Annotated in this window: 25 protein-coding genes and 1 pseudogene; 17 read left to right on the forward strand and 9 right to left on the reverse strand. The window is 61.8% G+C overall.

All coding sequences use genetic code 11. From position 1 onward, the window contains the following. Window positions 1-97 precede the first annotated feature (97 nt). Window positions 98-1096 carry an Acg family FMN-binding oxidoreductase gene (locus tag LMQ14_RS12145; protein WP_267734957.1) on the forward strand — a complete coding sequence of 333 codons (999 nt, stop codon included), beginning with the start codon at window positions 98-100 and terminating at the stop codon, window positions 1094-1096. Between the two features lie 185 nt (window positions 1097-1281). On the opposite strand, the gene LMQ14_RS12150 is transcribed toward LMQ14_RS12145, so the two are convergent. Beyond that, complete coding sequence (locus tag LMQ14_RS12150) at window positions 1282-1710, reverse strand: DUF302 domain-containing protein (protein ID WP_267734958.1); 429 nt, start codon at window positions 1708-1710, stop codon at window positions 1282-1284. A gap of 269 nt (window positions 1711-1979) precedes the next feature. Beyond that, on the reverse strand, window positions 1980-3821 hold the full coding sequence (locus LMQ14_RS12155) for an AMP-dependent synthetase/ligase (protein ID WP_267734959.1): 1842 nt from the start codon (window positions 3819-3821) through the stop codon (window positions 1980-1982). A gap of 306 nt (window positions 3822-4127) precedes the next feature. Here LMQ14_RS12155 and LMQ14_RS12160 point away from each other — a divergent pair, with 306 nt between their 5' ends. Next, entirely contained in the window at window positions 4128-5072 is a 945-nt protein-coding gene (locus LMQ14_RS12160; protein WP_267735474.1) for a GNAT family N-acetyltransferase, read from the forward strand. A gap of 68 nt (window positions 5073-5140) precedes the next feature. Here the strand turns inward: LMQ14_RS12160 and LMQ14_RS12165 are convergent, their stop codons facing one another. After that, window positions 5141-5410, reverse strand: coding sequence for a hypothetical protein (locus tag LMQ14_RS12165; protein WP_267734960.1), 270 nt, complete (start codon window positions 5408-5410; stop codon window positions 5141-5143). A 323-nt stretch (window positions 5411-5733) separates the two neighbouring features. Between LMQ14_RS12165 and LMQ14_RS12170 the strand changes: the two genes are divergently transcribed. From LMQ14_RS12170 to LMQ14_RS12185, 4 genes are all read left to right on the forward strand, one after another. Beyond that, on the forward strand, window positions 5734-6552 hold the full coding sequence (locus LMQ14_RS12170) for an SPFH domain-containing protein (RefSeq protein ID WP_420714679.1): 819 nt from the start codon (window positions 5734-5736) through the stop codon (window positions 6550-6552). Between the two features lie 125 nt (window positions 6553-6677). Next, window positions 6678-7379: an SRPBCC family protein gene (locus LMQ14_RS12175; protein WP_324291117.1), complete on the forward strand. Its 702-nt coding sequence runs from the start codon at window positions 6678-6680 to the stop codon at window positions 7377-7379. Then, window positions 7372-8571 carry a site-2 protease family protein gene (locus LMQ14_RS12180; protein WP_267734962.1) on the forward strand — a complete coding sequence of 400 codons (1200 nt, stop codon included), beginning with the start codon at window positions 7372-7374 and terminating at the stop codon, window positions 8569-8571. The genes LMQ14_RS12175 and LMQ14_RS12180 overlap by 8 nt, the downstream gene beginning before the upstream one ends. Before the next feature lie 15 nt (window positions 8572-8586). Beyond that, entirely contained in the window at window positions 8587-9381 is a 795-nt protein-coding gene (locus LMQ14_RS12185; protein ID WP_267734963.1) for a universal stress protein, read from the forward strand. Window positions 9382-9402: 21 nt separating this feature from the next. Here the strand turns inward: LMQ14_RS12185 and LMQ14_RS12190 are convergent. Both LMQ14_RS12190 and LMQ14_RS12195 read right to left on the reverse strand, forming a co-directional pair. Then, window positions 9403-10244: pseudogene (locus LMQ14_RS12190) on the reverse strand (universal stress protein). 50 nt (window positions 10245-10294) lie between these two features. Next, a complete protein-coding gene (locus LMQ14_RS12195) occupies window positions 10295-10762 on the reverse strand; it encodes a hypothetical protein (RefSeq protein WP_267734964.1) in 468 nt (155 codons plus the stop codon). A gap of 270 nt (window positions 10763-11032) precedes the next feature. Here LMQ14_RS12195 and LMQ14_RS12200 point away from each other — a divergent pair, with 270 nt between their 5' ends. Both LMQ14_RS12200 and LMQ14_RS12205 read left to right on the forward strand, forming a co-directional pair. Then, the gene (locus tag LMQ14_RS12200; protein WP_267734965.1) at window positions 11033-11260 is read left to right on the forward strand and encodes an STAS/SEC14 domain-containing protein; all 228 of its coding nucleotides are present in this window, start codon (window positions 11033-11035) and stop codon (window positions 11258-11260) included. A gap of 144 nt (window positions 11261-11404) precedes the next feature. Continuing rightward, window positions 11405-12826 carry a bifunctional lysylphosphatidylglycerol flippase/synthetase MprF gene (locus LMQ14_RS12205; RefSeq protein ID WP_267734966.1) on the forward strand — a complete coding sequence of 474 codons (1422 nt, stop codon included), beginning with the start codon at window positions 11405-11407 and terminating at the stop codon, window positions 12824-12826. Window positions 12827-12829: 3 nt separating this feature from the next. On the opposite strand, the gene LMQ14_RS12210 is transcribed toward LMQ14_RS12205, so the two are convergent. Beyond that, complete coding sequence (locus tag LMQ14_RS12210; RefSeq protein WP_267734967.1) at window positions 12830-13273, reverse strand: pyridoxamine 5'-phosphate oxidase family protein; 444 nt, start codon at window positions 13271-13273, stop codon at window positions 12830-12832. 125 nt (window positions 13274-13398) lie between these two features. Continuing rightward, window positions 13399-14376 (reverse strand): Acg family FMN-binding oxidoreductase, encoded by a 978-nt coding sequence (locus LMQ14_RS12215; protein WP_267734968.1) that lies wholly within the window; start codon window positions 14374-14376, stop codon window positions 13399-13401. 274 nt (window positions 14377-14650) lie between these two features. Between LMQ14_RS12215 and LMQ14_RS12220 the strand changes: the two genes are divergently transcribed. Further along, a complete protein-coding gene (locus tag LMQ14_RS12220; protein ID WP_267734969.1) occupies window positions 14651-15637 on the forward strand; it encodes an Acg family FMN-binding oxidoreductase in 987 nt (328 codons plus the stop codon). A 147-nt stretch (window positions 15638-15784) separates the two neighbouring features. Here LMQ14_RS12220 and LMQ14_RS12225 read toward each other — a convergent pair whose 3' ends face one another. After that, on the reverse strand, window positions 15785-16513 hold the full coding sequence (locus LMQ14_RS12225; RefSeq protein ID WP_267735476.1) for a VIT1/CCC1 transporter family protein: 729 nt from the start codon (window positions 16511-16513) through the stop codon (window positions 15785-15787). 206 nt (window positions 16514-16719) lie between these two features. Here LMQ14_RS12225 and LMQ14_RS12230 point away from each other — a divergent pair, with 206 nt between their 5' ends. Beyond that, window positions 16720-17211 carry a DUF2231 domain-containing protein gene (locus tag LMQ14_RS12230; RefSeq protein WP_267734970.1) on the forward strand — a complete coding sequence of 164 codons (492 nt, stop codon included), beginning with the start codon at window positions 16720-16722 and terminating at the stop codon, window positions 17209-17211. 42 nt (window positions 17212-17253) lie between these two features. Here the strand turns inward: LMQ14_RS12230 and LMQ14_RS12235 are convergent, their stop codons facing one another. Next, on the reverse strand, window positions 17254-17643 hold the full coding sequence (locus LMQ14_RS12235) for a nitroreductase (protein ID WP_324291118.1): 390 nt from the start codon (window positions 17641-17643) through the stop codon (window positions 17254-17256). A 344-nt stretch (window positions 17644-17987) separates the two neighbouring features. Here LMQ14_RS12235 and LMQ14_RS12240 point away from each other — a divergent pair, with 344 nt between their 5' ends. The 7 genes from LMQ14_RS12240 (at window position 17988) to LMQ14_RS12270 (ending at window position 26240) form a co-directional block, all read left to right on the forward strand. Further along, complete coding sequence (locus LMQ14_RS12240) at window positions 17988-18833, forward strand: universal stress protein (protein WP_267734971.1); 846 nt, start codon at window positions 17988-17990, stop codon at window positions 18831-18833. A 416-nt stretch (window positions 18834-19249) separates the two neighbouring features. Further along, a complete protein-coding gene (locus LMQ14_RS12245) occupies window positions 19250-19480 on the forward strand; it encodes a hypothetical protein (RefSeq protein WP_267734972.1) in 231 nt (76 codons plus the stop codon). A gap of 135 nt (window positions 19481-19615) precedes the next feature. Next, a complete protein-coding gene (locus tag LMQ14_RS12250; protein ID WP_267734973.1) occupies window positions 19616-21658 on the forward strand; it encodes an erythromycin esterase family protein in 2043 nt (680 codons plus the stop codon). 277 nt (window positions 21659-21935) lie between these two features. Further along, a complete protein-coding gene (locus LMQ14_RS12255) occupies window positions 21936-22793 on the forward strand; it encodes a universal stress protein (protein WP_267734974.1) in 858 nt (285 codons plus the stop codon). Window positions 22794-22877: 84 nt separating this feature from the next. After that, window positions 22878-23543: a hypoxia response regulator transcription factor DosR/DevR gene (gene dosR, locus LMQ14_RS12260; RefSeq protein WP_267735478.1), complete on the forward strand. Its 666-nt coding sequence runs from the start codon at window positions 22878-22880 to the stop codon at window positions 23541-23543. A gap of 266 nt (window positions 23544-23809) precedes the next feature. After that, window positions 23810-25459, forward strand: a complete 1650-nt coding sequence (locus LMQ14_RS12265; RefSeq protein ID WP_267735479.1) for a GAF domain-containing sensor histidine kinase — start codon at window positions 23810-23812, stop codon at window positions 25457-25459. Between the two features lie 223 nt (window positions 25460-25682). Further along, window positions 25683-26240: a GNAT family N-acetyltransferase gene (locus LMQ14_RS12270; protein ID WP_267734975.1), complete on the forward strand. Its 558-nt coding sequence runs from the start codon at window positions 25683-25685 to the stop codon at window positions 26238-26240. The last annotated feature ends 19 nt before the right edge of the window (window positions 26241-26259 follow it).

Genomic DNA, 26259 nt, shown 5'->3' on the forward strand with positions numbered 1-26259 from the left:
CACAAAGTCCTTTTGGACTGAGGACGTCGTACTCTCGCGCGGCCGACGCAATTTCACGATCGTTGACATATCAAGGTTTACCGAAGGGACGATAGCCATGAACGTGCACTTTCCCGACGCGGGCACAATCCGGACGGTGTTGGCTCTGGCGTCTCGAGCTCCCTCCGTCCATAACACTCAACCGTGGCGGTGGCTGGTGGGTGCGCAGAGCCTGCACCTCTACTCCGACGCGGAGCGGCAGCTGCCCAACATCGATCCCGATGGCCGAGACTTGATCTTGAGTTGTGGTGCGGCGCTCAATCATTGCGTGGTTGCTTTCGCAGCGGTTGGATGGCGAGCGAAGGTGAACCGCCTCCCAAATCCCGCTGACCCCACACACCTTGCGGCGATCGAATTGTCACGCTCGACCGCTGATCCCGTCGATATAGCGCTGGCCGCGGCGATCCCGCGGCGGCGGACCGACCGGCGCCACTACAGTGCCTGGCCGGTACCGATAGGCGATATCGGTGTGATGGCCGCGCGAGCTGCTCGAAACGGCGTAACGCTGTGCGAAGTCGAAGATACCGATAAGTTGCATAAGATTGTGACTCAATCAGTTTGGGATCACATGACTCATGACTATCTTGTCGAGCTCACCGAGTGGAGCGGACGCTATGCCTCGGTGGCCGGTGTGCCGGCGCGCAATACACCAAAATCCGACCCAAGGGCGAAGATTCCGAGTCGGCTCTTTGCCGGTCCGGCGCTGGCGATGCCATCGGGCTCGTCGCCTGCCGAGGACAACGCCGTCGTGCTTGCGTTGGGAACTCGTGACGATGACAAGTTGGCCCAGTTACGCGCCGGTGAGGCCACTAGCATCGTGCTCCTCACCGCCACATCGATGGGTTTGGCGAGTTGCCCGGTCACCGAACCGCTGGAGGTCGCCGAAACACGCGAGGCCGTGCACTCCGAAATCTTCGGGAGTAGCAACTATCCGCAGATGCTGTTGCGGGTTGGTTGGGCGCCGATCAACGCGGACCCATTGCCGTCGACACCGCGACGCGAACTCTCCGAATTCGTCGAGTGGATGGCGGATCGCGAAGAAAGCGTCGGCGAATAGAACTGAATTCCAAGGGCTTTCACCCGGGCTGCAGACCGCCAACCCCGCGAGCGGTACGGTTGCACCGGCCCAAGGACTCTGTTGGCTATTCCGCTTGCCCCGTGTGGCGGCTGGCATCACCTACGGGGTGCGTGATCGCCTGTACGCCGAGGGGGCGCGTGAACGTCACGCGGTCATCGCAACGGTTATTGAGACGGGAACTGGCGTTTGACTCCACCGGCGTCCAGTGAGCCGATCGCGGCACTTAGCAGTGCGGTGACTTCATCAGCGATCGCGATAAGGGCTGGCTCTCCGGTTACCTCGAGCAAGATACCCGGATCCATTGCCTGAACGATCACCGTGCCCGGGTTGTCGGGGTCGGCGCGTACCACCACGTTGCATGGGAGGAGCAGCCCGATCTCTAGGTCCACGGTGATTGCTCGGTACGCCAAGGCAGGATTACAAGCACCCAGGATCAGGTAATCGTCCATCTCGACGCCGAGCTTGGCCTGGAGTGTTGCTTTCATGTCGATCTCGGTAAGCACGCCAAACCCGTGTTCGACAAGGGCTTCTCGAGTGCACGCGACCGCATCTTCGAACTCGGCTGCCAAGTTCGCCAATAGTGCAACGCCCATGCTGAATTCCTTTGGTGTGTGGTCGAAACCAAAACCGGGGGCTTGAATTTATTGTGAGGGCTTACGGTGGCGGCTCTGCTGAGCGTCTGTTGGCCGAGATGACGACCTCGCGGTCAGCTTTGAGGTTTTCAGATCCCATGAGGGCTATCCGATCGTTTAAACACCGCCCGCGATAGGGACGGAAGTCCCGAAAATTTATGACTTCCGTGAACTTCGCGAATTTACTGACATGCTGGCGGGTATGCGGCTTTCGATGCCGACAGCCGATCTCACTGTTCGTAGAGAGCGGAGAGCCGGTCCGCGAACTTTTCGATGACTACCTTCCGGCGAAGTTTCATGCTCGGTGTCAGGTCGCCGGCTTCGACGGAGAGTTCGCGGTCGATGATCGTGAATCTCTTGATCTGTTCCCAGCGATTCAGTTTCATATTCAAGGCATCGATGTAGTCGGCGATCAGATCCTGCGTCTTCTCATCGCGCGCTACTTCGGTGAACGACATGCCCGCCAAACCATGCTGACCGGCCCAATCGACGATCGCCTCGCTGTCAAGGCTGACCAGCGCCACGCAGTAGGGCTTTGCCTCCCCGTAGACGAGAAGCTCGCTCACATAAGGACAGAGGCCCCTGAATTTCGCGTCGATCGCCGATGGCGCTGCGTACTTACCCTGCGAGGTCTTGAATATGTCCTTCTTGCGGTCGGTGATCCGCAGATAGCCGTCGGAGTCAATCTCTCCGACGTCGCCGGTGTGGAACCAACCGTCCTCGTCGAGTGCCTCGGCGGTGGCGTCCGGCAGATCGTGGTAGGCGGTCATCAAACCAGGTCCCCGGATCAAGATCTCGCCGTCGTCGGCAATCTTTGCCTCGGTGGCGGGGAACGGCCAGCCGACCGTTCCGAATCTGTATGCGTTGGGGCGGTTGATAAATGATGCGGCAGCAGTCTCGGTCAGGCCGTAGCCCTCAAGGATGATGATGCCGACGGCGTCGAACCATTGCGCGACGTTACGGTCCAGGGCGGCGGCCGCCGAGACGAAGAACCGCAACCGGCCACCGAAGCGCTCGCGAATGGTGGAGAACACCAGCCGGTCGGCGAGCTTGTAGGCCAGCAACGACGCCAACGAAGGGTTCTTTCCGGCTTGCCGGGCTTCTGACACGCGCACGCCGATCCCGATTGCCAAGTCGAACAACGTTTTCTTGAGCCTGCCCTGCTCGGCCACCATTCCCTCGATGCGGGCGTGTGCCTTTTCGAAAATGCGCGGTGCTGCACCCATGATGGTGGGACGCAGGGCCGCCAGGTTGTCGACAATCCTGTCGACGCGGCCGTCGATAGCGGTGGGAAAGCCGATCTGCAGCGGCAGTGCCAGCATCACTTTGCCGAATGCGTGTGCCAGCGGCAGCCACAGGAAGTTCAGGTCTTCGGGGCCGAGGATGTCGAGCGCGTCAATCGCCGCGGCGGTGTACGTCCACGCTCCGTGGGTCAGCCGCACGCCCTTCGGCCGCCCGGTGGTGCCGGAGGTGTAGATGAGGCTGGCGAGTTGGTCCGGGCCGACGGTAGCGACCCTATCCTCGACGGCGCTCGGCGAGTCGGCGAGTAGTTGCTTACCCAACTGCTCCAGCTCGCAAAGGGATATCACCCAGTCTCCGTCGCCGTTGCCGTCGATCATGACGACCTTCCTCACATCGGGCAGATCGGCACGGTGCTCTAGCAGCTTGTCGAGCTGGTTTTGATCCTCGGCGATCGCCACCCGGCTTCCGGAATTGGACACGATGTACGCGGCATCGGCGGCCATGGTCGTCGGGTACACCGTGGTGGTCGCGGCGCCGGCGCACATCACGGCGAAATCCGCGAGTACCCACTCATAGCGCGTCGACGATGCGAGCGCGACCCGATCCTCCGGGGCGATTTCCAGTGAGATCAGCCCGGCGGCGATGTGGTGCACGCGTTCGGCGACCTGCTGCCAGGTCACGCTCTCCCAGCCGTGGTCGTGTGGATAACGAAAAGCTTCCGTATACGGGGTGGCGGCAACGCGGTCGAGGAACATCCGTGCCACCGACGGCGCGCGATTCTCGATTTTAGTGAAGTCGGGCCTCTCCAATGAGGTGAGTGATGTTTTCATGTGCCTAATCCATTGCTGCCGAACTGAATACCGTTGGCGTCGTATCTCACCCTTGATCTTGCTGCGATCCGGTAGGTTGGGATAGTGACAAAAGTCACGCGGAGATCGGAAAACGTCTCTTTAGGAAGGCCAAGAGCCCGACTACCGGAATGCTTTGGCCTTGCGCCGGAGTTATCGAGATGACCGCTGTACCAACGGATCACCGTCGGCGGTTGGCAGTGGAGCGGTGCGCATGAGGCACTCGGCCGGGTCGCCAAGCGGCCTGTTGTGAGCGCCGTCAACACGGCGGACCTTGCGGCGCTGCACATGTTCGCCGATATCCCCAGTGCGGACCTTGCGGCATTGGCTGACAACCTGGTGCCCCTGCATACGGCCGCCGGCGAGGTCCTGATGCGGCAGGGTGAGCGAGCGGTGTCGTTTGCGATTATCGCGTCGGGTCGAGTCGAGATCAGGCATGTCGGCATGGATGGGCAGATTGCGGTGACCCAGTTGTCGCCAGGGACGATTGTCGGTGAAATTGCTTTGCTGCGAAACGCATCGAGAACGGCGACGGTGGTCGCGAAAGATGACGTGCGCGGCTACGTCGGATACGACGGCGCCTTCGAGTGCATGCTGGCCATGCCGGTCGTCGCGGACCGGATGGTCCGTACCGCGCGGCAGCGGTTGGCCGCATACATCGCCCCGATACCGGTATCGGCCAATGACGGTGCACGGCTAATGCTGCGTCCAGTCCTGCCCGGTGATGCCGTGCGGTTCAAGAGCAACGGAGCCTTCTCGCGCGAGACGCTGTACCGGCGATACCAGGGTAGTGCTCCGACCGAGGCACGGTTGGCGTACCTGTTCGAGGTCGATTACGTCGACCACTTCGTCTGGGTCGTTACCGACGGCGTGGACGGGCCGGTCATCGCCGACGCACGCTTCATCCGGGATAAAAGCGACCTCGCCTCGGCGGAGGTCGCGCTCACCGTGGCGGACGCCTACCAGGGCCGCGGGATAGGAACACTGCTACTCGGTGCGCTAGCGGTCGCTGCGCGCATCGACGGCATCGAGCGGTTTCACGGCCGGGTGCTTTCCGACAACCCGCCCGCGCGCGCATTGGGCGACAAGGTCAACGCCCACTGGGAGCAGGAGGAACCCGGAGTGGTCGTTACGAGGGGGGAGATCCCTGCCCCCGATGACCTACCCCTCGATCACGACACGCGCCGACTCATCCAGCAGGTAGCCCGCCAGGTGATCCGTGCGTTCGATTGACAAATGACCGATGGCCGAACGGTGTCCGCGGACAACCGTTCGGCCATCGGCCTTGGATGACCGAGGCGTTACGGCTGTTTGCCGCCCACTGCCTCGCCGGCGCTTCGCACTACGCTGCGTAAGAACTCGATACGCCCGCTAACCAGTTCCTCGGTTAAGTCCAGGGCGGCGTCGATGACGTTCTTGCGCCGCGACTCATCAGGGACCTCACCGTGGACCTGATCGACGAACTTGCGGACGGCGTCGATGGCCTGCTTACGGCTTGCTTCGACCGATTCGAGCACCTCGTCAGACAGTTCGGCCCAGCGTGACTCCGTCTTTTCCGGTGTCTGTGTCATTGTCAGTCTCCTCAAATCTTCTGTGTATCACTGCAAATCGTGTTGCAGCCGAAGGCAATTGATGCCATACCAAACGCTATGGACTCCCCGTCGCTGGCACGAGTGCCTAAAGTCCTTCCTCGCCTCATCGTAGGTCCTGAATCGGCGGCGTCGAATGCTCGCTGCGACGCTGCGCCACGAAAGAGGGGCCCTTCGGCGTTGTGGGCGAGGACTTTTGGCCGCTGAATGATGACGCTGGTGGCTCTAGCGTTGTTGGCACGCGCGTTGCTGCTGCAACGCTGCCGGCGTAACGGATTGAGGTGGTCGTCGTGAGCCAGGGTGCGATAATTCTGTTGGTTTCCGGGTTTGTCGTGGTGGTGCTGTTGACGATTGCCTCAATCAGGGTGGTGGAGCAGTATGAGCGCGGTGTGCACTTTCGGCTTGGCCGAGTCATTGGGGTTCGCGAACCCGGGCTGCGATTGATCATTCCGCTCATCGACCATCTGTGGCGGGTTTCGATGCGCATCGTGACCATGCCCATTCAGTCGCAGGGCATCATCACCCGTGACAACGTCAGCGTGGACATCGCTGCCTACTTCCGCGTTGTCGATGCGCGCAAATCCGTCGTCGTCATCGAGAACGTCAATTCCGCCATCAATCAAATCGCACAGACCACCCTGCGCAACGTTGTCGGGCAACATTCCCTCGATGAAGTGCTCGCCCAGACCGAGAAGATCAACGGCAGCATCCGCCAGATCCTCGATACCACCACCGTGGATTGGGGCGTGGAGGTTACCTTGGTCGAGCTCAAGGACATCCAGCTTCCGGACAGTATGAAACGTGCAATGGCCCGCGAGGCCGAAGCAGAGCGAGAGAAGAGAGCCAAAATCATTGCTGCAGAGGGGGAAGCGCGTGCGGCCGCAGCTCTCGGCGATGCGTCCGACACCATGATGCAGCACCCGCTGGCCTTGCAGCTGAGAAACCTGCAGACCCTGGCAGAACTCGGTGTCGAGAAAAACACCACCGTCGTGTTCCCTGCCCCATTGATGAGCGCGATCGGAGAACTCACCGGCTTCCTGAACCGAGAGTCGAACGCTTCGAGGTCCACCCAGCCCAATGGTCAACTCGACGAGAAGCTTGTCCACGCCGCGACGCTGAGTTAAACGATCTCCCGGGCCGCCTCGGCCCCGTATGCTGAGACTCCTTGCAGCGAAGGGCCTTTGCAGACCTGGCGGCAATATCTGCCGGCATGGTGTGCAGAGCATATTGGTGTGCTCGCCGAGGACTATTGGCCCTGGTAAGCCGTCCAGCGCAGACGCAGACTGGCGAGATGGCAAACGTAACAGCAACGATAGAGCGGACGGTGGCGCTCGTTGCGGTGCTCTATGCCGCGCGACAGTACTACCGCAATTGGGGCACGACCAAGGAAGAGTGCTTGCTGCGGTTGCCCGGCGACGCACTGATCGGTGATCCCGTCGTTCAGACCACCGAAGCGATTTACATCGACTCGCCGCAATCAACAGTCTGGGCCTTATTGACGCAGATGGGTCAGGACCAGGAGGGCGCCGAGCGCATCGGTCGAGAATTGCAACATCTTGAGCCGGGGGATGTTATGCGGCTGGCTCCTAGCGGCTGGCCGGGGCTCAAGAACGGGCTGAGGATGTGCATCGCCGAGATCGAGCCCGAACAGTACATCGTGCTCAGGGCCACGCGACCAAGTCTGCTCTGGGACGCGGTGTTGTCGATCCATCTCCTTCCGCATTGGGAGGACCGTGTCCGGCTACTGGTGCGTGTACGGATCGGCTTGCGCCGCCCAGGCGAAGTGCTTGCCGTGGAGCTGGCCAGGCCGTTGGTCGCGTTGACGACGCGACGATCTCTGATCGAACTCAAGCATCGGGTCGAGCGGCTGTCTTCGACGCAACGGAGGCCCGTCTTGACATCTGTTAAAGATGTTGTGCACCAACAATTGTCGGAGGTCGAAGGTGCGTGACGCCATTCCGCTCGGACGAATTGCCGGGTTCCCGGTAAAGGTTCACTGGAGCGTGATAGTGATCCTGTGGTTATTCACGTGGAGCCTGGCGAGCACGTTGCCCAGCACCGTCAAAGGGTATTCGCACCTAGCGTATTGGCTGGCCGGTGCGTGTGGCGCGGTGGTGTTGCTGGCATCGCTGACGGCACACGAACTCGCACACGCCGTCGTCGCCCGTCGTATGGGGGTCAGCGTGGGGGATGTGACGTTATGGCTATTCGGGGGTGTGACGACTCTGCAGGGCGAGGCGAAAACACCGAAGGCGGCCTTCCGGATCGCATTCGCGGGCCCAGCCACCAGCCTTGGGCTTTCTGCGGCATTCGCCGGGCTAGCAATGGGATTAGCCTCCGTCCACGCCGCGGCCATCGCGGTCAGTGTTACCTGGTGGTTGGCCACAATCAACTTGGTGCTGGGCATGTTCAATCTGCTACCCGGTGCCCCGTTGGACGGCGGCCGGGTGGTGCGGGCCTATCTGTGGCACCGCCACGGCGATAGCGTGCGCGCCGCGGTGGGCGCGGCGCATGCCGGGCGAGTGGTTGCCATCATCCTGATCACGTTGGGGTTGGCCGAGTTTCTGGCGGGCGGCCTTATCGGTGGCGTCTGGTTGGCGTTCATCGGCTGGTTTATCTTCACTGCCGCTCGCGAGGAAGAAATGCAGGTAACCACTCGGCAGGCCCTTGCCGGACTGCGGGTCGCGGATGCTATGACCGCTAACCCGCATAGCGCCCCTGGCTGGCTAACAGTGGAGGATTTCATCCAGCGCTACGTGCTAGGCGATCGTCACTCGGCATACCCGGTTGCCGAGCGGGACGGTTCGACCATGGGTTTGGTCACGCTGCGGCAGCTGCGCGAACTTGCGCCCAACCGACGCACCACGACTAGCGTGCGTGAGATTGCCCTACCGCTACCTAGCGTGCCGACCGCGACCCCACTCGAGCCGCTTGGTGCGCTGATTGACCGGCTATCAGCGGCCGGTCACGGTAGCCGTGCCCTGGTCATCGATGGCGGCCTAGTGGTCGGCATCGTCACACCAAGCGATCTTGCGCGGTTGATCGATGTCTATCGGCTCGCCCAGCCGGGGGCGGGGCCGGGACGGCCGACCGCGCTTCGTCACGATGCGAACAGCCCAACAGTTGGTTCGAGCAATCTCTGAACAGGAGCGCGGACGATGAAACCGATCATTGTGGGAATCGATGGTTCGCAGGCCGCGATCGCGGCCGCGTTGTGGGGTGTCGATGAGGCCATCGGCAACGGTGTGCCGCTGCGTCTCGTCTCGGTTATCAAGAAGACGCATCCGTCACCGGACGAGTATGCGCGGGATCTCGAGTATGCCGAGAATTCGCTTCGAGAAGCGCAATTCGCGGTTGAGGCCACACGAAAGCTCGTCAAGGTCGAAACCGAGATCCTACGTGGGCCGGCCGGCCCGGTGCTTGTGGAGGCATCCCGCGATGCCGAGATGATCTGCGTCGGCTCCGTCGGGATCGGGCGCTATGCCCGCTCCGTCTTGGGTTCGACAGCAACCGAACTCGCCGAGCTGGCGCATTGCCCGGTCGCGGTGCTGCGGACGGATTCCGACCAGCCGCCGCCCGACATCAATTGGATCGCGGTGCGGATGACCGACACACCCGGCAACGATGGCGTCGTCAAATACGCGGCGTGGGAGGCGAAATTGCGCGGGGCGCCGATGCTCGTCCTTGGAGGCCGACCCGAGGAACTCACCGAGCATGCCGACGGCGCGTTCGAACATCGGGTCCAGGATTGGCAGCAGCGTCATCCCGAGATACGCGTCTATCCGATTACGACCAAGTCCGCTATCGCCAGTTTCCTGCAGACCAACCACGAGCGAGTTCTGCTTGCGGTTATCAGTGGCGCCGAGGCCGATCAGGTGGCGCAGCTGGTCGGGCCTGCCGGGCATCCGCTCTTCCACCACCCTGAATGCTCAGTGCTGGTGGTCCGCGGGTAAGCGCCAATACCAATGAGATATCTACGCTGACTCGCGCGCCACGATTACCGGAACCCGCGCCATCTGGGCAACGGTTTCGCTGACCGAGCCCGAGAGCTGGGCTCCTTCGGAGCGTTGAACGAGCTGGCGTGCCGGGTTATCGCACACAACGTTACGATGTACCGGCACATCGGGATATCGTTCCTGCCAGCCGGCTAAGCGCTCAGCTACGATCTCTTCCGCGATCGATTCGGTTGCAGCCCAGTCGATGCCCGGAAACTCCGAGACATCGGCATCGCTCCATGCGTGCACGGCGACCAGCCCCACATTCCGGCGTGAAGCCTCCTCGAATGCGGTCGCGGTAGCCAACTCCGATGCCGACGAGCCATCAATGCCGGCAAAACCGGCGCTTGACTCGGATGGGATGCCACTGGGTCCTCGTCGTGCACGATCGCGACCGGACAATGCGCGTAACGCAGTAGTCCGGAACTCACTGAGCCCATGGGCCGACCCGGCCACCGCCCATTTCCGTGACAACCGGTGACCACCAACTGTGCGTTTCTGGACAAGTCGACCAACGTGGGAACCGCTGCCGAAGAAAGGATTTCGCTGTGGATCTCAGTGGAACCGCCACGCTGCGACGCTTCTTCAACCAGTTTGAATGCGGTGTCGACGAGTTGGCGGCCGCGATCACGCTGCCAGCGCGCCAGGCCCGCGGGTAACCGCACATGCGGAAATGTCGCGATCTCAGGCGAGATTGCGTGCACGAGCGTTAGTGAGATTTTGCGTAGCTCCGCGTCTCGTGCCGCCCACTGCCCGGCCAGCTTCGCGGCCGGTGATTCGTCGACTCCGACGACGATTCCCAAAGATGCGTTAGACGACATGTCAACCTCCACCCGTTGGCGTATCGGCGGACTTCATCGGGCATCGTCCGTTACCCGGCGCACGGGAGGTCAGGAGTTGATGTATCCGTCGGAGCCACTGGTTGACCCGGCGCCGGCCTCCAACCGACGTAGCTTAGATACAGCCCAACGAGTCCGATGAAGACGTCGACGCTCACCCACAAGGCACTGACACGGATCGCGGCGTCGGCCGCCGCCATGAACGCATGCGGAAAAGCCATGAGAAACAGCGCGCGGAGTGCCAAGACCCAGCCCACCACAGAGATGGTAACCGCCGCCGCGCCGCGCCAATACTGGTGCAGCGCAACGATGACAAGAGACGCCAATAGCAGAAAGGCGCCCGTCACCCATGGCCACGCGGCGTTGGCCTCGAAGTCCGAAAGCAGTGCTCGCATGTCCGATACCCGGGCCACCGTCGTGGCCGCGATGATGACGAAGAACGGGCCGAGCACGCGAGCGAAGGTACGTGTCCGGACCTGCTGTTGTTCTGACGTATCCATCTGTCGCAGCTCCATTCATGACATTGCAACCATCAGGCAATGTCGTGATGAGACGCCTACATCCCATATGCACATCTGAGCACGTGAGTGAAGCCCTTCGCGAGTGACAGAAGGCCCAAGTATTCGGGACGTTCGGGGGCCGGGGCCACTGAGCGTGGTTGCCGGAACTGGTCCCGGTTGGCCCACGGTGACTTTGGCCTCTAGAACGGGCCCTTACACGGAGGAGACGATGATGCTGCGAGAGAGCGGATCCGTCTCAAGGAGGAGTTCATGATTGAGCTACTGCAAGGCTTTCCCGATAACGTCACTGCGTTCGCATTGCACGAGCACGTGACGAAGGCCGATTACGACGAGGTGCTGATACCCGACTTTGAAGATCGGCTGCGTCGGCACAAGAAGCTGCGCATCTATATTGAGATCGCCACTGACTTAGCGGGTTTCGATCCGGGAGCAGTCTGGGAGGACCAGAAGCTAGTACCGGACGTTTCCCGAAGCTGAAGCCGGTAAAGCACGCGGTTGGATTGCTGAAGACTAGGAATCGGTGTCGGGAAGCGGCGAGCTTAACCAGAAAGGGCTGACGCGTGTCTGACCAGTTTGGTGCCTCTCGGCGGCCGCGGATACCGCCAACCGGGCGAGCGCGCCGTGAAGATTAGCCAGGGCAGCGGCGAGGCTACCACGGAACGGGGTCGCGAACGGGTCTTGGTCCGAGTTGACATCCCGGCAATTCGCTTGATCAGCACGCTGGTGCTGATGTGCGTCTTGGGCTGGTTGGCGGTGTTGATCGTGCGCGATTTCCTTGGCTACGAGCGAGTCGCTCCAGGCCGGTTCGGATGGTCAGTCGCGTTACTTGCCGCGCTGGCCCTGATCTCGCGCGGCATCGTCCTGGGTCGGCCGGTGACCACCGGACATGCGTTGACCGCCGCAGCGGCGGTGTGCGCGGGGGTGGGGGCACACTTCTTGTCATACGGATTATTCGGCAACATTCTGGCCGCCAGCAGTGGGCTCGTGCTCATGTGGCCTACCAAGGCGCAACCACAACCGGAGATGCTGGAGCGGATATGGGCGCTGGTCAACGTCACACGCGCGGACCCGTTGGCGCCGTTTGCCATGCATTCGACCAAGAGTTATCACTTCAATTCCGACAAAACGGCGGCAATCGCTTACCGCACCCGGCTTGGATTCGCCGTCGTCAGCGGCGACCCGATCGGCGATGCCGCCCAATTCCCGGCTGTGGTTGCCGATTTCGTCCGCATGTGCCGCGGCCGGGGCTGGCAGATCATCGTATTAGCTTGTGGCCAGCGGTACTTGGGATTGTGGAGCGATGAGACGGTCGGGCAGCCGATGCTCGCGGTGCCGATCGGGCGCGATGTCGTCGTCGATGTCCGCCACTTCACCTTGCAGGGGCGCAGATTTCGAAACCTTCGCCAAGCAGTGCAGCGCAGCCACAACTGCGGCATCACGACTGAGATCGTAGACGAGCAAGAGCTGGACAGCGCGCTTATCGCCGAACTGACTGAGGTGTTACACGCAGCGCACCGTGCCGCACGCACCGAACGCGGATTTTGCATGAGTCTTGACGGGGTCCTGACGGGCCGTTACCCGGGCGTCAAATTGGCTATCGCACGTGATCGTTGCGGGTGTGTTGTGGCCTTTCACCGATACGCAACCGCCGAACGAGGATCAGAAGTCAGCCTCGATGTGCCATTCCGCCGGCCAGGAGCCGCCAACGGCGTTGACGAGCGACTTAGCGTCGACATGATTGCTGATGCGAAAAGTCATGATGCCCTGCGCGTTTCGTTGGCCTTCGCGGCGTTCCCGGAGATTTTCGACACCGACCGTCGGGGTGCGTTGCAGCGCGTCGCGTATCGGTTGACTCATCTGCTGGACCCGCTGATCCGGCTGGAGTCCCTTTACCGTTACCTGCGTAAGTTTCACTCGCTGGCCGAGCGCCGCTACGTGGTGTTATGTGCCCACCATATTCCCGGGGCGCTAATCGTGTTGTTGTCGTTGGAGTTCATGCCGCGCCCGCGCCACCTGCGGTCGGCTCACCGCGGCGCTACGTAGCCATCAGGCGTGAACGGACTTCTCCATTCGTGGCGGGCCGAATTGGAACCGGCGGCCGGTAACCGTCTCAGGAATCACCCGCACATAATGCGACTTCTCAGAAGTCGTCCACGGCAATACCTGGGCGCGCTCGGCTTCCTCGATCTCCTCGTTGCTACGAAGCGAGCGTGCAGTGCCCTTCACGATCACACTCCAGCCCTCCGCGACATTGTGGTCATCGACCTCGAACACGACGTGATTGTTTATCGCGGTGCTGACCAACTTGGTGCCCTCTGCGGTGCAAAACAGGATCGATCGGCGCTGAACGGCGTAGTTCACCGGGAAGATCTCCGGCTGGCCGTCCACGCTGGTGACCAGCCGCCCCAGTGTCACACCTGCCAGCAGATCCCAACATTCGTGCACCGGCAGGACGGTGCCCCCGTCATCGCTTTGGATTTGATCTGTCATAGCGATGAGGCTATCGGAGAACATCGAGCAATTGCGGGTGGCGAAAGTCCTGACTTGCGTGGACCAAAGTTGCTCGACCGTCGAGCGGGCCTTCCGTCCGGGCTGGCCCCTCCGCGTTGCGGTATCTAGCGGATCTGAAATACGTCCGCCAACGGACTCCGGGGTGTGGGCGCGGGAAGGTCTTCCATAGGCGGCGCAATCCCGGCGCGGATCAGTACCTGCGGCCAGCCGCTCTGTTCGATCAGGCCGCGCACGATATCGCGGCTCTCATCAACTTCGATCAGATGGGTCAGTGTGCAGGTCGCCATGCCGGCCATGGTGCATTCCAGCAACACTGCCGACAGCACTTCGCCGCACCTCAGGGCGTCCGCTTTGGTGTCTTCCGGGGTAGACAACACAAGGATCTTTGACCAGTCCACCGCGACCTCGGGACGCCGATTCATATGGCTTCTGACCGGAAACCGACGTCCGACGTCGACGCGGCGGTCTTCCTTGTCGGACGCCAATGCGCTCGGAGGAACGCCCTCGCTCACTACGAACGGCGAAGTCCACCAATCTAATTCGAGGTGATACGACAAATCGTCGCGGCGAACCTCTTCGGCAAGCTCTGCGGCGTCGACGAGCAGCGGGCGCGCGTCATCGGAGAGCACGTCAAGTGTCACCAGGTTGTCATCGATCGTGCCGCGAAGGACGGGCTCGAAGAAATCCCAATATGTTGGCCGCCCCAGCGGCAGCCGATCGGTTCTGCGTTGCAGAATCGCTTCGGCGCGGCTTCGTTGAGTATCGGTGACGTGATCGACGCGGCCGAATTCAATCGATGCCAGTAGCTCAGGGTCGTCCGAGTCGGGAAACCGCTCGATTTTCGAGTGCCAGCCCGCGGCCAGCATGGCGACACGAAGATGATCGAGCGCTGTGCCGCAACTGATGATTGCTTCTCTGCCCGAATGGTCCGTGCCCGGAACTGTCCGGTGACGATCGGCGAACAGTCGCAGAACGCCGTCCTCGGCCACCCACCGCCAGGGCTGGCTGTTGTGCACGGACGGGGCACGGCACGCCAGTAGCACCGCATTCTTGAGGACGTCGGCGTCCGGTGTCGCCTGCATGAGTCATAACCCTTCGCGGAGTTCACGGTTCGCGATTGACGTTAGAAGACAACTGTATTGGTGACTAGAGTCATACGTCCCGGTCAGCAGGGTCAAGCGTCGCCAAGAACAGCCAGCGCCAACCGTCGTCGACAACTCGATCGTCATTTCGCCAACGAACCGAGCCCGGACTGCCGCACGAGGTCCAACGACCCAACGCTGGGGACAAAGGACTCTGGCGTCAAGTTGTCCGTCCGCCAGAGGATCGTGCCATGCACGCGGAAGGTTGGGAACGATGACCGAAATGATGGCGGACGTCAAGGAGATGACGACGGCAATCGAGCTGGCCTGTCGCGCGCCCTCGTTGCACAACAGCCAGCCTTGGCGGTGGGTTGCCAGCAGCTCGAACGTCGATCTCTTCGTTGACCCAGAGCGAACAGTGACCTCGACGGACCCGTCAGGTCGCGAAGCGCTCATCAGCTGTGGTGCAGCCCTTGATCACTTTCGAATCGCGATGGCCGCTGGTGGTTGGGACACCAACGTCGAACGGTTTCCCAACCCGAACAATCTTGACCACCTTGCCTCAACCGACTTCGCCTCGGTCGACTACGTCGCGCCGGCCCGGCGCGGTCGTGCCGACGCGATATTGCGTCGCCGGACCAGCCGACTGCCGTTCCGTGCGCCGAAGCGCTGGGCGTCGTTCGAGCCCGTATTGCGCAGCTCATTCGACAATGACTCGGTCATCCTTGACGTGCTGGCCGACGACGCGCGGCCGCGGTTGGCGCAAGCGGCTCGGCTCACCGAAGCCCTGCGCCGCTACGACGATCACTATCACAGTGAATTGCATTGGTGGACTTCACCATCAAGAGGATTCGAAGGAATACCCAGTAGTGCGCTGGTGTCGGAGTCCGACAACCGCAGAGTCGACGTGAACCGTCGATTCCCCATCGATCCATTCGATGAGCGGAGTTCAGCCGGTACCTACGATGAAGCCAAAGTCCTGGTGCTGTCCACCATTACGGACACGCGCGCCGATTTCCTTAGTTGCGGCGAGGTCCTTTCGGCGATCCTGCTGGAGTGCACGATGGTCGGACTGGCAACCTGCCCGGTAACGCACGTCACGGAGTTGGAAGCCAGCCGGGAGATAATCAGAGATCTCACCAGCGGTCCCGCAGCGGTACCTCAGGTTTTGATTCGGGTTGGGATTGAGCCTGAGGGTGAGTTGGCCCCCGAACCGACGCCGCGGCGACCGTTGAGCGAAGTGCTGGAGATCTGTCGCTAAGCTCCATCAGGGCGGGCAGCTGTTCTTCGCCGAGGAGTGCTGCAGTACAACGGGATTCAATCCATCGCCCGGCTTACCAGATGTGCCGGCTGACGCGCGACGTGTGCGGCACTGGGCTTTGTCTTGCGCGCATCGCCGGCATTGGTGTCAGCTCAGTGCCGTGCCGAAGAGGTGCCCGACCCCGTAGGTGAATGCAAGCCCCGCGGCGCCACCGATCACCACACGCAGCACGGCCCGACGCACGTTGCTGCCGCCCATGCGGGCACTGAGTGCCCCCGCCAGACCTAACGCAATCAGGACGGCGGCGAACGTCACCGGTACCCGCCACGCGGCTGGTGGCAACAGAATCGACAGCAGCGGAAGCAACGCTCCAGTGATGAACGCGGCGGCCGAAGCTGCCGCGGCTTGCCAGGGATTGGCCAGGTCCTCGGGATCGATCTTGAGCTCGGCATCGACATGGGCCGCGAACGCATCGTGGGCGGTTAACTCCTCGGCCACCTGAGCTGCGGTCTGCGGCGAGACACCCTTGGCCTCAAAGATGGCGGTCAGCTCGGCCAGCTCGGTGTCGGGCATCTGGCGTAGTTCATGGCGTTCTTTGGTCAGCATGGCCTGCTCGCTGTCGCGTTGGCTGGACACCGAGATGTATTCACCCAATGCCATGGACACCGCGCCGGCTACCAGACCGGCCAGCCCGGCGGTGAAAATCGGGCCACGCTGTGCGGTGGCTCCAGCAACACCGACCACGATGCCGGCCACCGAGACGATGCCATCGTTGGCGCCCAGTACCCCCGCTCGCAACCAGTTCAACCGTGCCGATGCGCCCGCACTGTGTGGCTCGGCCGGATGGCTCCGTTCCCCGGACGTCGCCGCGTTCACTTGTTCGGCAGTCGACGGCGCCGACTCCGTTTCGCGTCCCTGATCATCAACCACGCCATAAAGCCAACCGCACTCCCGCGCGTCTCGCCAGCAAGCAGAGCCTCACCAAAGTCGCAGTTGGAGCGGCATATGCAACTCCACCGTTTCGGCCGTCGGCAGCGTTATGATCGCGATCGCCGCACCTTGCCGCCATGCCAGGGAGTCCCATGAATGTTGTCAACGGCCTGCCGGCCCACGCCCTGCTTGTGCACTTTATCGTGGTACTTGCACCACTAACTGCTCTGCTTGAGATCGCTTGCGCGCTCTGGTCCACCGTTCGGCGGGGACACCTCGTGTGGCTCACGCTGATCCTCGCCATCGTCGTCACGGTGTTGACGCCAATCACCACAAACGCCGGTGGATGGCTGTACGACTTAAGGCGCAACCCTGATCCAATCCTGCGCGAACACGCCGAGCGGGGCGACACAATGATCTATTTTTCTCTTGCGCTGCTCGTCGTCGCGATTGCACTTGTGGCGCTGCGCTTTACTGAAGGTCGAACTCAGAAGTCCGGATCGCTCACTAGAATCATTGTGGCGATTGTGGCCCTGGCCGTTGGAGTTTCGACGATGATTCAGATTTACCGCATCGGTGATGCCGGCGCCCAGTCGGTGTGGGGCAATGAAATCGCACATCTGAGGAAGGCCAACGGAACGTAGCACCTAACCCGCATGTGCTAAATCGCTTCCGACGCTGATGGTTTAGGCCGACTCAGACTTCACTTCGAGATAATCTTTCACCCCGAACAGGTCATAGAGGCGCCGACGCTCAGGCCGTAGCTGCGGGGCCGCCGCTTCTGCGGAGATGATCTCCGGTTGCTGCACGCGATAGCTCTGGCCGTGAGCCCGGATGGTCGCGTGCCCGTCGGCCAGGACGTTTCGCAGCCAGTCGACGCCGACCCCGTAGGGGAGGGGAATGATGAAGCCGTCCGATATGTGTTCTGTGGCGATCGGCGTCGCATAGTGCTTGCCGGAACGGCGCCCAGTGTGCTCAATTACCGAGGCATACCAGTACTTTCGCCCGGCCAACCCCAGCATCAGCGGATTGAGCACATGTTTGTTGAATACCCGAACGTTATCGAGGACCTTCACCGTTTCTCCTAAGGTCTTTCCTGGCACAGATCAAGTGCAATGCCCGAATGAGACCGCAGCGCAGTGGTTCTCGCGGTGCGCTACCCGCGGCCGCGTGCGAGCTGCGCGTCCTTTTCGATGAGTGGTTGTCAACGCACGCTACTGATTCGATCGATTCTTCCGGCTCGCGGATAGGGTCCGAAGTCCCGAAGTTCGCGCCGAGAGGGCCTGCACCACCCTCGGGGCCCGCCCCCGCGAGGGGAACAAGGGACCTAGGGGCGGGGACTAAGGCCTCTGATCAGCCACCGGCGTCCTCCGTACCGTTCTGCATAGCTCTTCTCACTGCCCTTCGTCGCCGGGAGTCCATGATGTTCGACAGGTATCCACCGAAGTCGGTCGTCGTCGGTGTCGACGGATCGCAAGCGGCGATTCGCGCCGCCCGGTGGGCTGTTGACGAGGTGGCTGGCACCGACACTCCTGTGCGTCTGCTCTATGTCAGAAACGCAAACCCGGGTGCTAGCACGGACGAAGCAATAGCGGCGCTAGTTGCAGCGGAGAAGGTTGTACACAAGGCGTGCAGCGCCATTGACGAAATGGGCAAGCCGGTGAAGGTCGAGACGGAAATCGTCGACGGGCAGCCGGTGGCGGCGTTGATCGCTGCGTCCCGTTCCACGACATTGTTATGTGTCGGGGACACGGGAGCCGCGCAGCACGCGGACGTCTGGTTGGGCTCGACTGCCAAGCAATTGGCGGAATCTGGCCATTGTTCGGTAGCGATCATCCGAGGAGACCGCCGCGATACGGGCGTGGCGGGCCATGGCTGGATAGTGGCCCTTGCCGACGATTCGCCAGATGGCGTTGACGTTCTGCAGATGGCGCTGCACGAAGCCCGGCATAGATGCGCTCCATTGCGGCTTTTGACGGCCGCCGAATCGCCGTCCAGTGAGTTTCAGGATCGGGATCCCGTAAGGGGGGATTCTCATATGAAGCGTTGCATGGAAACCTATCCCGAGGTCGAGATCGACACCGTTCGTTTGGAAGGGTCTCTCCTCGACTATCTCGTCGAGCATGCTGCGTCTATCGAGCTGGCCGTGGTCGGCTCCGCCCAAACCGGCGAACTTCGCGAGCTGCTTAGCAACCGTGGCGCGCTGGCCCTGCGTGACAGCGATTTCTCGCTGCTCGTCGTTGGCGTGGAACGGCCGGGCAGCTGACGGCAGCCGCGTCCTGACCCGCTGCGGCGAGAACCATAGATCAATGGGGGACTTCAGGCCCTATGCGCTAGCCGCCACTGCCGAAAAGATCGAGACACGCTGACGACGCATCCAGAGCAGTATGCGAACAAAGGGAAGTGAAATGCCTTCTACGCTGGGCGAGTACAGAGTGGTGCAGGCTCCCGCCGAAGGGCGATCATCGCGGCCTGATGCTAAGGCGGGTGGCGACCGCCAACCCGGATGGGATTGGCAGCACCCTCGGTCCAGCAGACGCGGCACTCGTCTGAGGATTCCTGAACGCAACCAGGTGAACTGTGATCAAGCGTTCATCATCGTTAGTTCGCTGTGGCCGTTTCGGTGGTGGTGTCGCTCTAGCCAACCTGTCAGTGCAGTCCGCGCACACGGGGAAGAGTGAAATGGCTTCTCCGCTGCTACCTATTGACTCTGAGGCAAACGTGCTCGCCTCGGAATTCATGGACTCGGCCTATGCCGACGATACATATGCCGACTGGCCGTTGGATCGACGCCTGGACGGCTTTCTTAATCGCCGGGGATTGTCCCGTATCACCGAAAACGGCGATGCATATGACCTTGTGCTCGACCGTGTCATGGCCTACATCGGCGAAATGCAACAGCCAGCTCGATGAGTGTCGTGAGATGAGAGAGCAGACGAACGACTCCCAAGCCGAGGACTTCGGTCTCTTTCGGCGGACGCGGCCACTTGGTCGAATGAAGCAACTCCGATAACTGACAATGAATCTGACAATGAATATGGTGCGCGAATGACCAGATCAGCTGATGTCACCCAGCATTCGCCGCGACGCGTGTTCCGCGATCGCCGCGAGGCCGGCCGAGTGTTGGCAACCCTCCTCAGCGCCTATCGCGGCCGACGGGATGTGATCGTTCTGGGCCTGGCGAGGGGTGGAATGCCTGTCGCGTGGGAGGTGGCGGCCGCGCTGCACGCCCCGCTTGATGCGTTTATCGTGCGCAAACTCGGTGCCCCCGGTCACGAGGAGTTTGCGGTCGGAGCGTTGGCGAGTGGGGGGCGTGTCGTGGTCAACGACGACATGGTGCGGGGCTTGCGCATTACGCCCCAGGAACTGCGCGCCGTCGCCGAGCGTGAGGGGCGGGAACTGGTTCGGCGTGAGGCCGCGTATCGCGGCGGACGCCCACCGCTCGACGTGACCGGCAAGACGGCCATCCTCGTCGATGACGGGTTGGCCACCGGCGCAAGCATGTTCGCGGCGGTGCAGGCGTTACGCGAAGCCGAGCCCGCGCATATCGTGATCGCGGTGCCGGCGGCGCCGGAATCCACCTGCCGGGAATTCGCCGGGTTGGTCGACGACGTCGTGTGCGCGAGTATGCCTACCCCATTTTTCGCTGTCGGAGAGTCGTTCTGGGATTTCCGCCAAGTCTCCGACGAGGAGGTTCGCCAGCTGCTGGCCACGCCGACGACGGAGGTCGCGATTAGCAGGCCCGCTATGCCAACACCGGCCGAGGTGATTAGCAGCGTGGCCATTGATGCCCCGGACGGTATCCCGCCGCCCGAGACCCTGGAGCAGCTCATTGGTGACGCGCGGATCGTCTTGATCGGCGAGAGCTCACATGGGACTCACGAGTTCTACGAGGCTCGGGCCGCGATGACGAAATGGTTGATCGACGAAAAGGGTTTCTGCGCCGTCGCCGCGGAGGCCGACTGGCCCGACGCGTATCGAGTGAATCGCTTCGTCCGCGGGCTTGGCGCGGATGAGACCGCCGATGACGCGTTGAGCGGATTTGAGCGGTTTCCGGCTTGGATGTGGCGCAACACCGTCGTTCGTGACTTCGTCGACTGGCTACGCATACGCAATCGACGGCAGGAATCAAACGGTCAGCGGCAGGCCGGCTTCTACGGGCTTGATCTCTACAGCCTTCACCGTTCGATGCACGAAGTGATCACCTACCTCGAGGAAATCGACCCGAAGGCGGCGGGGCGCGCGCGGGAGCGCTATTCGTGCTTTGATCACGCTTCGGCCGACGACGCTCAGGCGTACGGCTTTTCGGCGGCCTTCGGTGCTGGGCCTTCGTGTGAAAACCAGGCAATCGAGCAGCTGGTTGACATCCAACGCAATGCGTTGGCCTATGCGCGCCGGGACGGACTGCTCGCCGAAGACGAATTGTTCTACACGCAGCAAAATGCACAAACCGTGCGCAACGCCGAGATTTACTACCGTGCGATGTTCAGCGGCCGCGTCACCTCGTGGAACTTGCGCGACAAGCACATGGCGCAGACACTTGACGCGCTGCTCAAACATCTAGACCGCCACCAAGAGGTGCCATCGGCACGAATAGTGGTGTGGGCACATAACTCTCATGTTGGGGACGCGCGGGCGACCGAGGTCGCAGCCGACGGCCAGCTCACACTTGGTCAACTAGTTCGCCAGCAGTATGGCGAGCAGTCGCGCCTCATCGGGTTCAGCACGTACGGCGGCACGGTGACGGCGGCCAGCGAATGGGGCGGTATTGCCGAAAGAAAGGCCGTTCGCCCGGCGCTCAATGGCAGTATCGAGGAACTGCTGCACGAGACCGGCAGGAACGCATTCCTGGTATCGGCAGACATAAGTCCGGAAGTCGCAGAACCTCTCAGCGTAGTTCGATTGGGACGCGCCATCGGAGTGATCTACCTGCCCGCCACCGAACGGCAAAGCCACTACTTCCATGTCCGGCCGGCCGACCAATTCGATGCGATGATCCACATCGATAGGACCCGTGCGCTCGAACCGCTGGAACCCACGAGTCTCTGGATTGCCGGCGAAACGCCGGAAACGTATCCGACTGGTTTGTAACCAATAGCGATCGGGCCACCGATATTCCGCGGTTCCGATGCGTGCGGGGAGCGGTGTTTGGAGCGGGCGATGCGATGGTCGCGGCAATTCACGCATGTCCAGGGCTGGCCGACGTAACCCGTTGCAGCTGAAGCGTCATCGGTACCGAACTAGATCTGGGACCAAGGACGGCCCAGGTAGGGCCCAATGGCCCCTCCCTAAACCGTAGCGCCTCAATAGCCTGGGATCAGGCCTCCAAAGGGGCGGCCAACCGATCTACGAATCCGAAAGCCTTGCGATGAACGAGCTACCTACCTCTCGGCCAGTCGTAGTCGGTATCGACGGCTCGAAGGCGGCGATACACGCGGCGCTCTGGGCGGTCGATGAAGCGGTGAGCCGCGATGTCCCCTTGCGTCTCCTGTACGCGGTTGACCATTCTGACGCCCAGGACGCAGAAGTGAATGCCATGGCCGGCAGGCTGGCCGCCGCGGAAACCGCGATCCGGCGCGTACTCACGTCGATCGAAGGCACGGGCCCTGCGGTGAAGATCGAGACCGAGATCGCCCAAGGGGCGCCAATCGGATCGTTGATTCGCGCGTCGGCATCAGCATCGATGGTGTGTGTGGGGGCGGTCGGACTACGCCACTTTCAAGCGGGCAGGATGGGTTCCACCGCTGCAGCTCTGGCGATTTCAGCGCGGTGCCCCGTGGCGATTATTCGCGGCCAACATGACCACCCCGCACAGCCTCCGCATGAGATTGTCGTCGAAATAGACCATTCCGCCGAGAACGGTGTGCTGCTGGGCGCTGCCATGGAGGAAGCGCAGCTACGCAACTCGACCGTGCACGCAGTAGTGCGCGCGCAGACGACATTGGGCGATGACGAAGAGGCGCGCGACTGCGATCGGCGCGCACGCGCTGACCTGGATCGCCGGCTGGCTCGATGGAGGCGACGCTATCCGAACCTCGCAGTCGACGCGGCGGTCATCCATGGCGACTTTTTGGATTACCTGGCTCACAACTGCCGAACGCCGAAGTTGGCGGTCGTCAGCGCTCGGAACCATGAGCATCTCAACGAACTTTTCGGGCCGATCGGCAGTTCCATACTGCAGGGCGCCGAGTGTTCGCTGCTCATCGCCGATCACCAACATTTGTGAAATTGGCCGACTATGCAGGGTATGGGACATTGAATCGGGCTTGCATGATCGTTGCCATCGAAGGGTCAGCAGGAAGGACTAGCAATGGTTAGGGTTTTCTTGGTCGATGACCATGAAGTCGTTCGTCGTGGCCTTGCCGATCTGCTCGCATCGGACCCTGAGCTCGAGGTTGTTGGCGATGCGGGGTCGGTGTCCGAAGCGATGGTGAGAATACCGGCATCGAATCCCGACGTCGCTGTGCTTGACGTGCGTCTTCCCGATGGCAACGGAATCGAATTGTGCCGTGATCTGTTGTCCGAACTCCCAGAGCTGCGGTGTCTGATGTTGACGTCATTCACGTCCGATGAAGCGATGCTCGAGGCGATTTTGGCCGGCGCCAGCGGCTACGTCGTCAAAGACATCAGGGGTATGGAGCTGGCGCAGGCGATCAAGGACGTCGGTGCCGGCAAATCGTTGCTGGATAACCGGGCGGCCGCCGCGCTGATGACAAAACTTCGCGGCGCCGCGGAGCATAATGACCCTTTGTCTGGACTGACCGAGCGTGAGCGAACTCTGCTTGGGCTCCTCAGCGAGGGATTGACCAACCGCCAGATCGCCGCCCGGATGTTCCTGGCCGAGAAAACGGTGAAGAACTACGTATCGCGCTTGCTGGCCAAACTTGGGATGGAGCGGCGCACCCAAGCGGCGGTGTTTGCAACGAAGTTGGACCGGCGATCCAACCCGCCGGCGGCGGGAACGACGGGGGATTGACCAGCCATCGTCGTCTGCGATGGGTTTGCTGATGACATCGCCGGCGAGCGGTGCCGGGCCGCCGACCTCTGTGCTATTGGGGTCCGGCCGAACAGGGACTAAGCTGGCGACGGGCATCTTCGCGTTGCTCACCATCGGACTTGTCGCTATGCGCAACACGCGCAGGTTGCCGCGGGGCCAAAGTTCTGGAGGTATCTGGTCGGGTGGCCAGTGACGAAAGCGGCTCGGCTTTTGCCGGACTGGGCCAGCGCGGTTTGGTAAGCAGGATGCACGAGCAACTCGATGAGTTGCTCGCGGCGCGCGACCAAATGGAGCTGTTGCTGCGCGTGATCCTCGAGATCGGTGCAGATCTCGATCTGGATGCAACGCTGCGTCGGATCGTCCTCGCCGCCAGGAAATTGACCTTTGCCCCGTACGGCGCACTTGCGGTACGTGATGCCGACGGCGTCCTGGTCGCATTTGTCCACGAAGGAATCGATGCGGACGCGGCGCGGCAAATCGGCCCCTTGCCGGTTGGCAAAGGAGTCCTCAGTCTGTCGCTCCTGGATACGCCGGCGTTGCGTTTAGAGGATCTGACCAAGCACCCGGCTTCGGTCGGGTTCCCCGAGCACCATCCTCCGATGCGGGCATTTCTTGGCGTGCCGATCTCTATTCGGGGAAGGGTATTCGGCAACCTGTATCTGACTCACGATGAGCCGGGTCGGCTGTTCTCTGAATCCGACGAAGTTGCCGCTCGCGCTTTGGCGCTGGCCGCCGCGGTCGCTATTGACAATGCGCAACTATTCGAGCGCGAGCGGACCTCCGTGAAGTGGATGGACGCGAGCCGGGAAATCACGACCGCGCTACTGTCTGTGGGCGAACCGAACCAGGCCCCTTTGCATTTGATCGCCGAACGCGCGCGCGCGATAACCGAAGCCGAACAGGCCATTGTGCTTGTTCCGGTCGACGCTGACCTACCCGTTGACGAAATCGACACGCTGGTTGTGTCGGCGGCTGTGGGGCTGAATGCCTCCGAGGTTATCGGCCAACGGATCCCGGTGGATAGCTCCAGCAGCGGCGGCGTTTTCCGCTCTGGCATGCCGATGATCACCGAGGCGTTGAGCTACCCGATTCAGGCGTTCACCGATGTCGGGCAACGTAGCGCGATCTTGATGCCGTTGCGGGCCAACGACGAAGTCGCTGGAGTGATCGCCGTCGCCCGCAGCGCAGACCGGCCGCCATTCGATGACAGCTACCTCGATCTGGTGAGTGATTTCGCCACCCACGCTGCGATAGCACTCATGCTCGCGTCGGGCCGCGAGCATGCGCGGCAGCTGACGCTTGTGGCCGAACGTGAGCGCATCGCGCACGATTTGCACGACCATGTCATCCAAAGGCTGTTTGCCGCAGGCATGGATCTGCAGGGCACGGTTGCCCGGGTACGCTCGCCCGAGGTTGCCGACCGGCTGAACCGCACGCTAGATGATCTCCAAACCATCATCGAGGAGATCCGCACCACCATTTTCCAGCTGAGATCTCCATCAGAAAATGGCGACGGCTTCCGGAATCGGATTCAACGAGTTGTTGCCGACCTGACCGAAAATCGCGACATTGTCACCACAGTGCGCATGCGGGGGCCGATGACCGCCGTTGGCGGCGAACTTGCCGAGCACGCCGAAGCGGTTGCCGCGGAAGCCATCAGTAACGCCGTTCGCCACTCCGGTGCGTCACGACTCACGGTCGAGGTCAGCGTTGCCGACATGTTGACTGTCGACATTATTGATAACGGCTGCGGCATGCCCATCGACAACCCGCGACGCAGCGGCTTAGCCAATATGGTCTACCGCGCTGAACAGGTCGGCGGCCGGTGTGAGGTCACCAATCCACCGGAGGGCGGTACCCGGGTTCACTGGACCGCTCCGCTGATCGATCACTGACAACGGAGTTCACGGGACGACGGCGCAGGCTCACGGATCGCCAAACCTGTTACCCCGCTTCTATCGAGCGACGCTGAGGCACTCGCGCCCGGTGTACGGGACTAATGCCGCCGGGCGGGAGCCTAACGGCCCTGCCAGACCTGGCCGGCCACCAATAACGTCAGGTGCATATTGATAGATGCGGCCGCAGCAGACCGCGCAGTAGGGGTTCGAGGTGAAAACCATGGTCGATCGACTGGTGGAATTCGCGGCTACTGCGCAGCTACTCGACGGACGGCTCATATCGTTGCGTCGCCTGAACGCCGACGACACCACGGCCGCTTTGGCGCTCCACCAACACCTCAGCGACTTCGATCGGTACTTCCGCTTCTTCACGCTGAACCAAATTGATCTCGACAAACTCGTTGGCAAGATGACCGAGCCCGCACCAGGGCAGTACGCCTTGGGCGCATTCGACGGTGAGCGGCTGCTCGGTGTCGCACATTACAAGGTCGTGGGTAACGACCCGAAAGTTGCTGAAATCGCGGTAGTCGTCGCTCATGAAGATCATTCAGTTGGCGTGGGAACGGCCTTGCTCAAACGTCTGGCCCAGATCGCTCGTCCTCATGGAATCTGCCGGTTTGTGGCCGACGTTCTGGGCGAGAACCATCTCATGCTCAAGGTCTTGTTCGATCTCGGCTACCCGTGCGAGCCAATAGGTTACGGATCGGTCCGCCACGTGGAGATCGAGCTACCTGATTTTGTTGCCGAGATGCCAACAGCTGCCAAAAGTGTTCCATAGCAAGGAGTGACAAAATGCC

Origin of the sequence: Mycobacterium sp. Aquia_213, from assembly GCF_026625985.1 — a bacterium.
Lineage (GTDB): Bacteria > Actinomycetota > Actinomycetes > Mycobacteriales > Mycobacteriaceae > Mycobacterium.

What these genes read in the sequence shown, in the direction of transcription:
- LMQ14_RS12145 (WP_267734957.1), top strand. Translation starts at nt 98, where the DNA reads ATGAACGTGCACTTTCCCGACGCGGGCACAATCCGGACGGTGTTGGCT.
- LMQ14_RS12150 (WP_267734958.1), bottom strand. Translation starts at nt 1,710, where the DNA reads ATGGGCGTTGCACTATTGGCGAACTTGGCAGCCGAGTTCGAAGATGCG.
- LMQ14_RS12155 (WP_267734959.1), bottom strand. Translation starts at nt 3,821, where the DNA reads ATGAAAACATCACTCACCTCATTGGAGAGGCCCGACTTCACTAAAATC.
- LMQ14_RS12160 (WP_267735474.1), top strand. Translation starts at nt 4,128, where the DNA reads ATGTTCGCCGATATCCCCAGTGCGGACCTTGCGGCATTGGCTGACAAC.
- LMQ14_RS12165 (WP_267734960.1), bottom strand. Translation starts at nt 5,410, where the DNA reads ATGACACAGACACCGGAAAAGACGGAGTCACGCTGGGCCGAACTGTCT.
- LMQ14_RS12185 (WP_267734963.1), top strand. Translation starts at nt 8,587, where the DNA reads ATGAAACCGATCATTGTGGGAATCGATGGTTCGCAGGCCGCGATCGCG.
- LMQ14_RS12195 (WP_267734964.1), bottom strand. Translation starts at nt 10,762, where the DNA reads ATGGATACGTCAGAACAACAGCAGGTCCGGACACGTACCTTCGCTCGC.
- LMQ14_RS12200 (WP_267734965.1), top strand. Translation starts at nt 11,033, where the DNA reads ATGATTGAGCTACTGCAAGGCTTTCCCGATAACGTCACTGCGTTCGCA.
- LMQ14_RS12210 (WP_267734967.1), bottom strand. Translation starts at nt 13,273, where the DNA reads ATGACAGATCAAATCCAAAGCGATGACGGGGGCACCGTCCTGCCGGTG.
- LMQ14_RS12215 (WP_267734968.1), bottom strand. Translation starts at nt 14,376, where the DNA reads ATGCAGGCGACACCGGACGCCGACGTCCTCAAGAATGCGGTGCTACTG.
- LMQ14_RS12220 (WP_267734969.1), top strand. Translation starts at nt 14,651, where the DNA reads ATGACCGAAATGATGGCGGACGTCAAGGAGATGACGACGGCAATCGAG.
- LMQ14_RS12230 (WP_267734970.1), top strand. Translation starts at nt 16,720, where the DNA reads ATGAATGTTGTCAACGGCCTGCCGGCCCACGCCCTGCTTGTGCACTTT.
- LMQ14_RS12240 (WP_267734971.1), top strand. Translation starts at nt 17,988, where the DNA reads ATGATGTTCGACAGGTATCCACCGAAGTCGGTCGTCGTCGGTGTCGAC.
- LMQ14_RS12245 (WP_267734972.1), top strand. Translation starts at nt 19,250, where the DNA reads ATGGCTTCTCCGCTGCTACCTATTGACTCTGAGGCAAACGTGCTCGCC.
- LMQ14_RS12250 (WP_267734973.1), top strand. Translation starts at nt 19,616, where the DNA reads ATGACCAGATCAGCTGATGTCACCCAGCATTCGCCGCGACGCGTGTTC.
- LMQ14_RS12255 (WP_267734974.1), top strand. Translation starts at nt 21,936, where the DNA reads ATGAACGAGCTACCTACCTCTCGGCCAGTCGTAGTCGGTATCGACGGC.
- dosR (WP_267735478.1), top strand. Translation starts at nt 22,878, where the DNA reads ATGGTTAGGGTTTTCTTGGTCGATGACCATGAAGTCGTTCGTCGTGGC.
- LMQ14_RS12265 (WP_267735479.1), top strand. Translation starts at nt 23,810, where the DNA reads ATGCACGAGCAACTCGATGAGTTGCTCGCGGCGCGCGACCAAATGGAG.
- LMQ14_RS12270 (WP_267734975.1), top strand. Translation starts at nt 25,683, where the DNA reads ATGGTCGATCGACTGGTGGAATTCGCGGCTACTGCGCAGCTACTCGAC.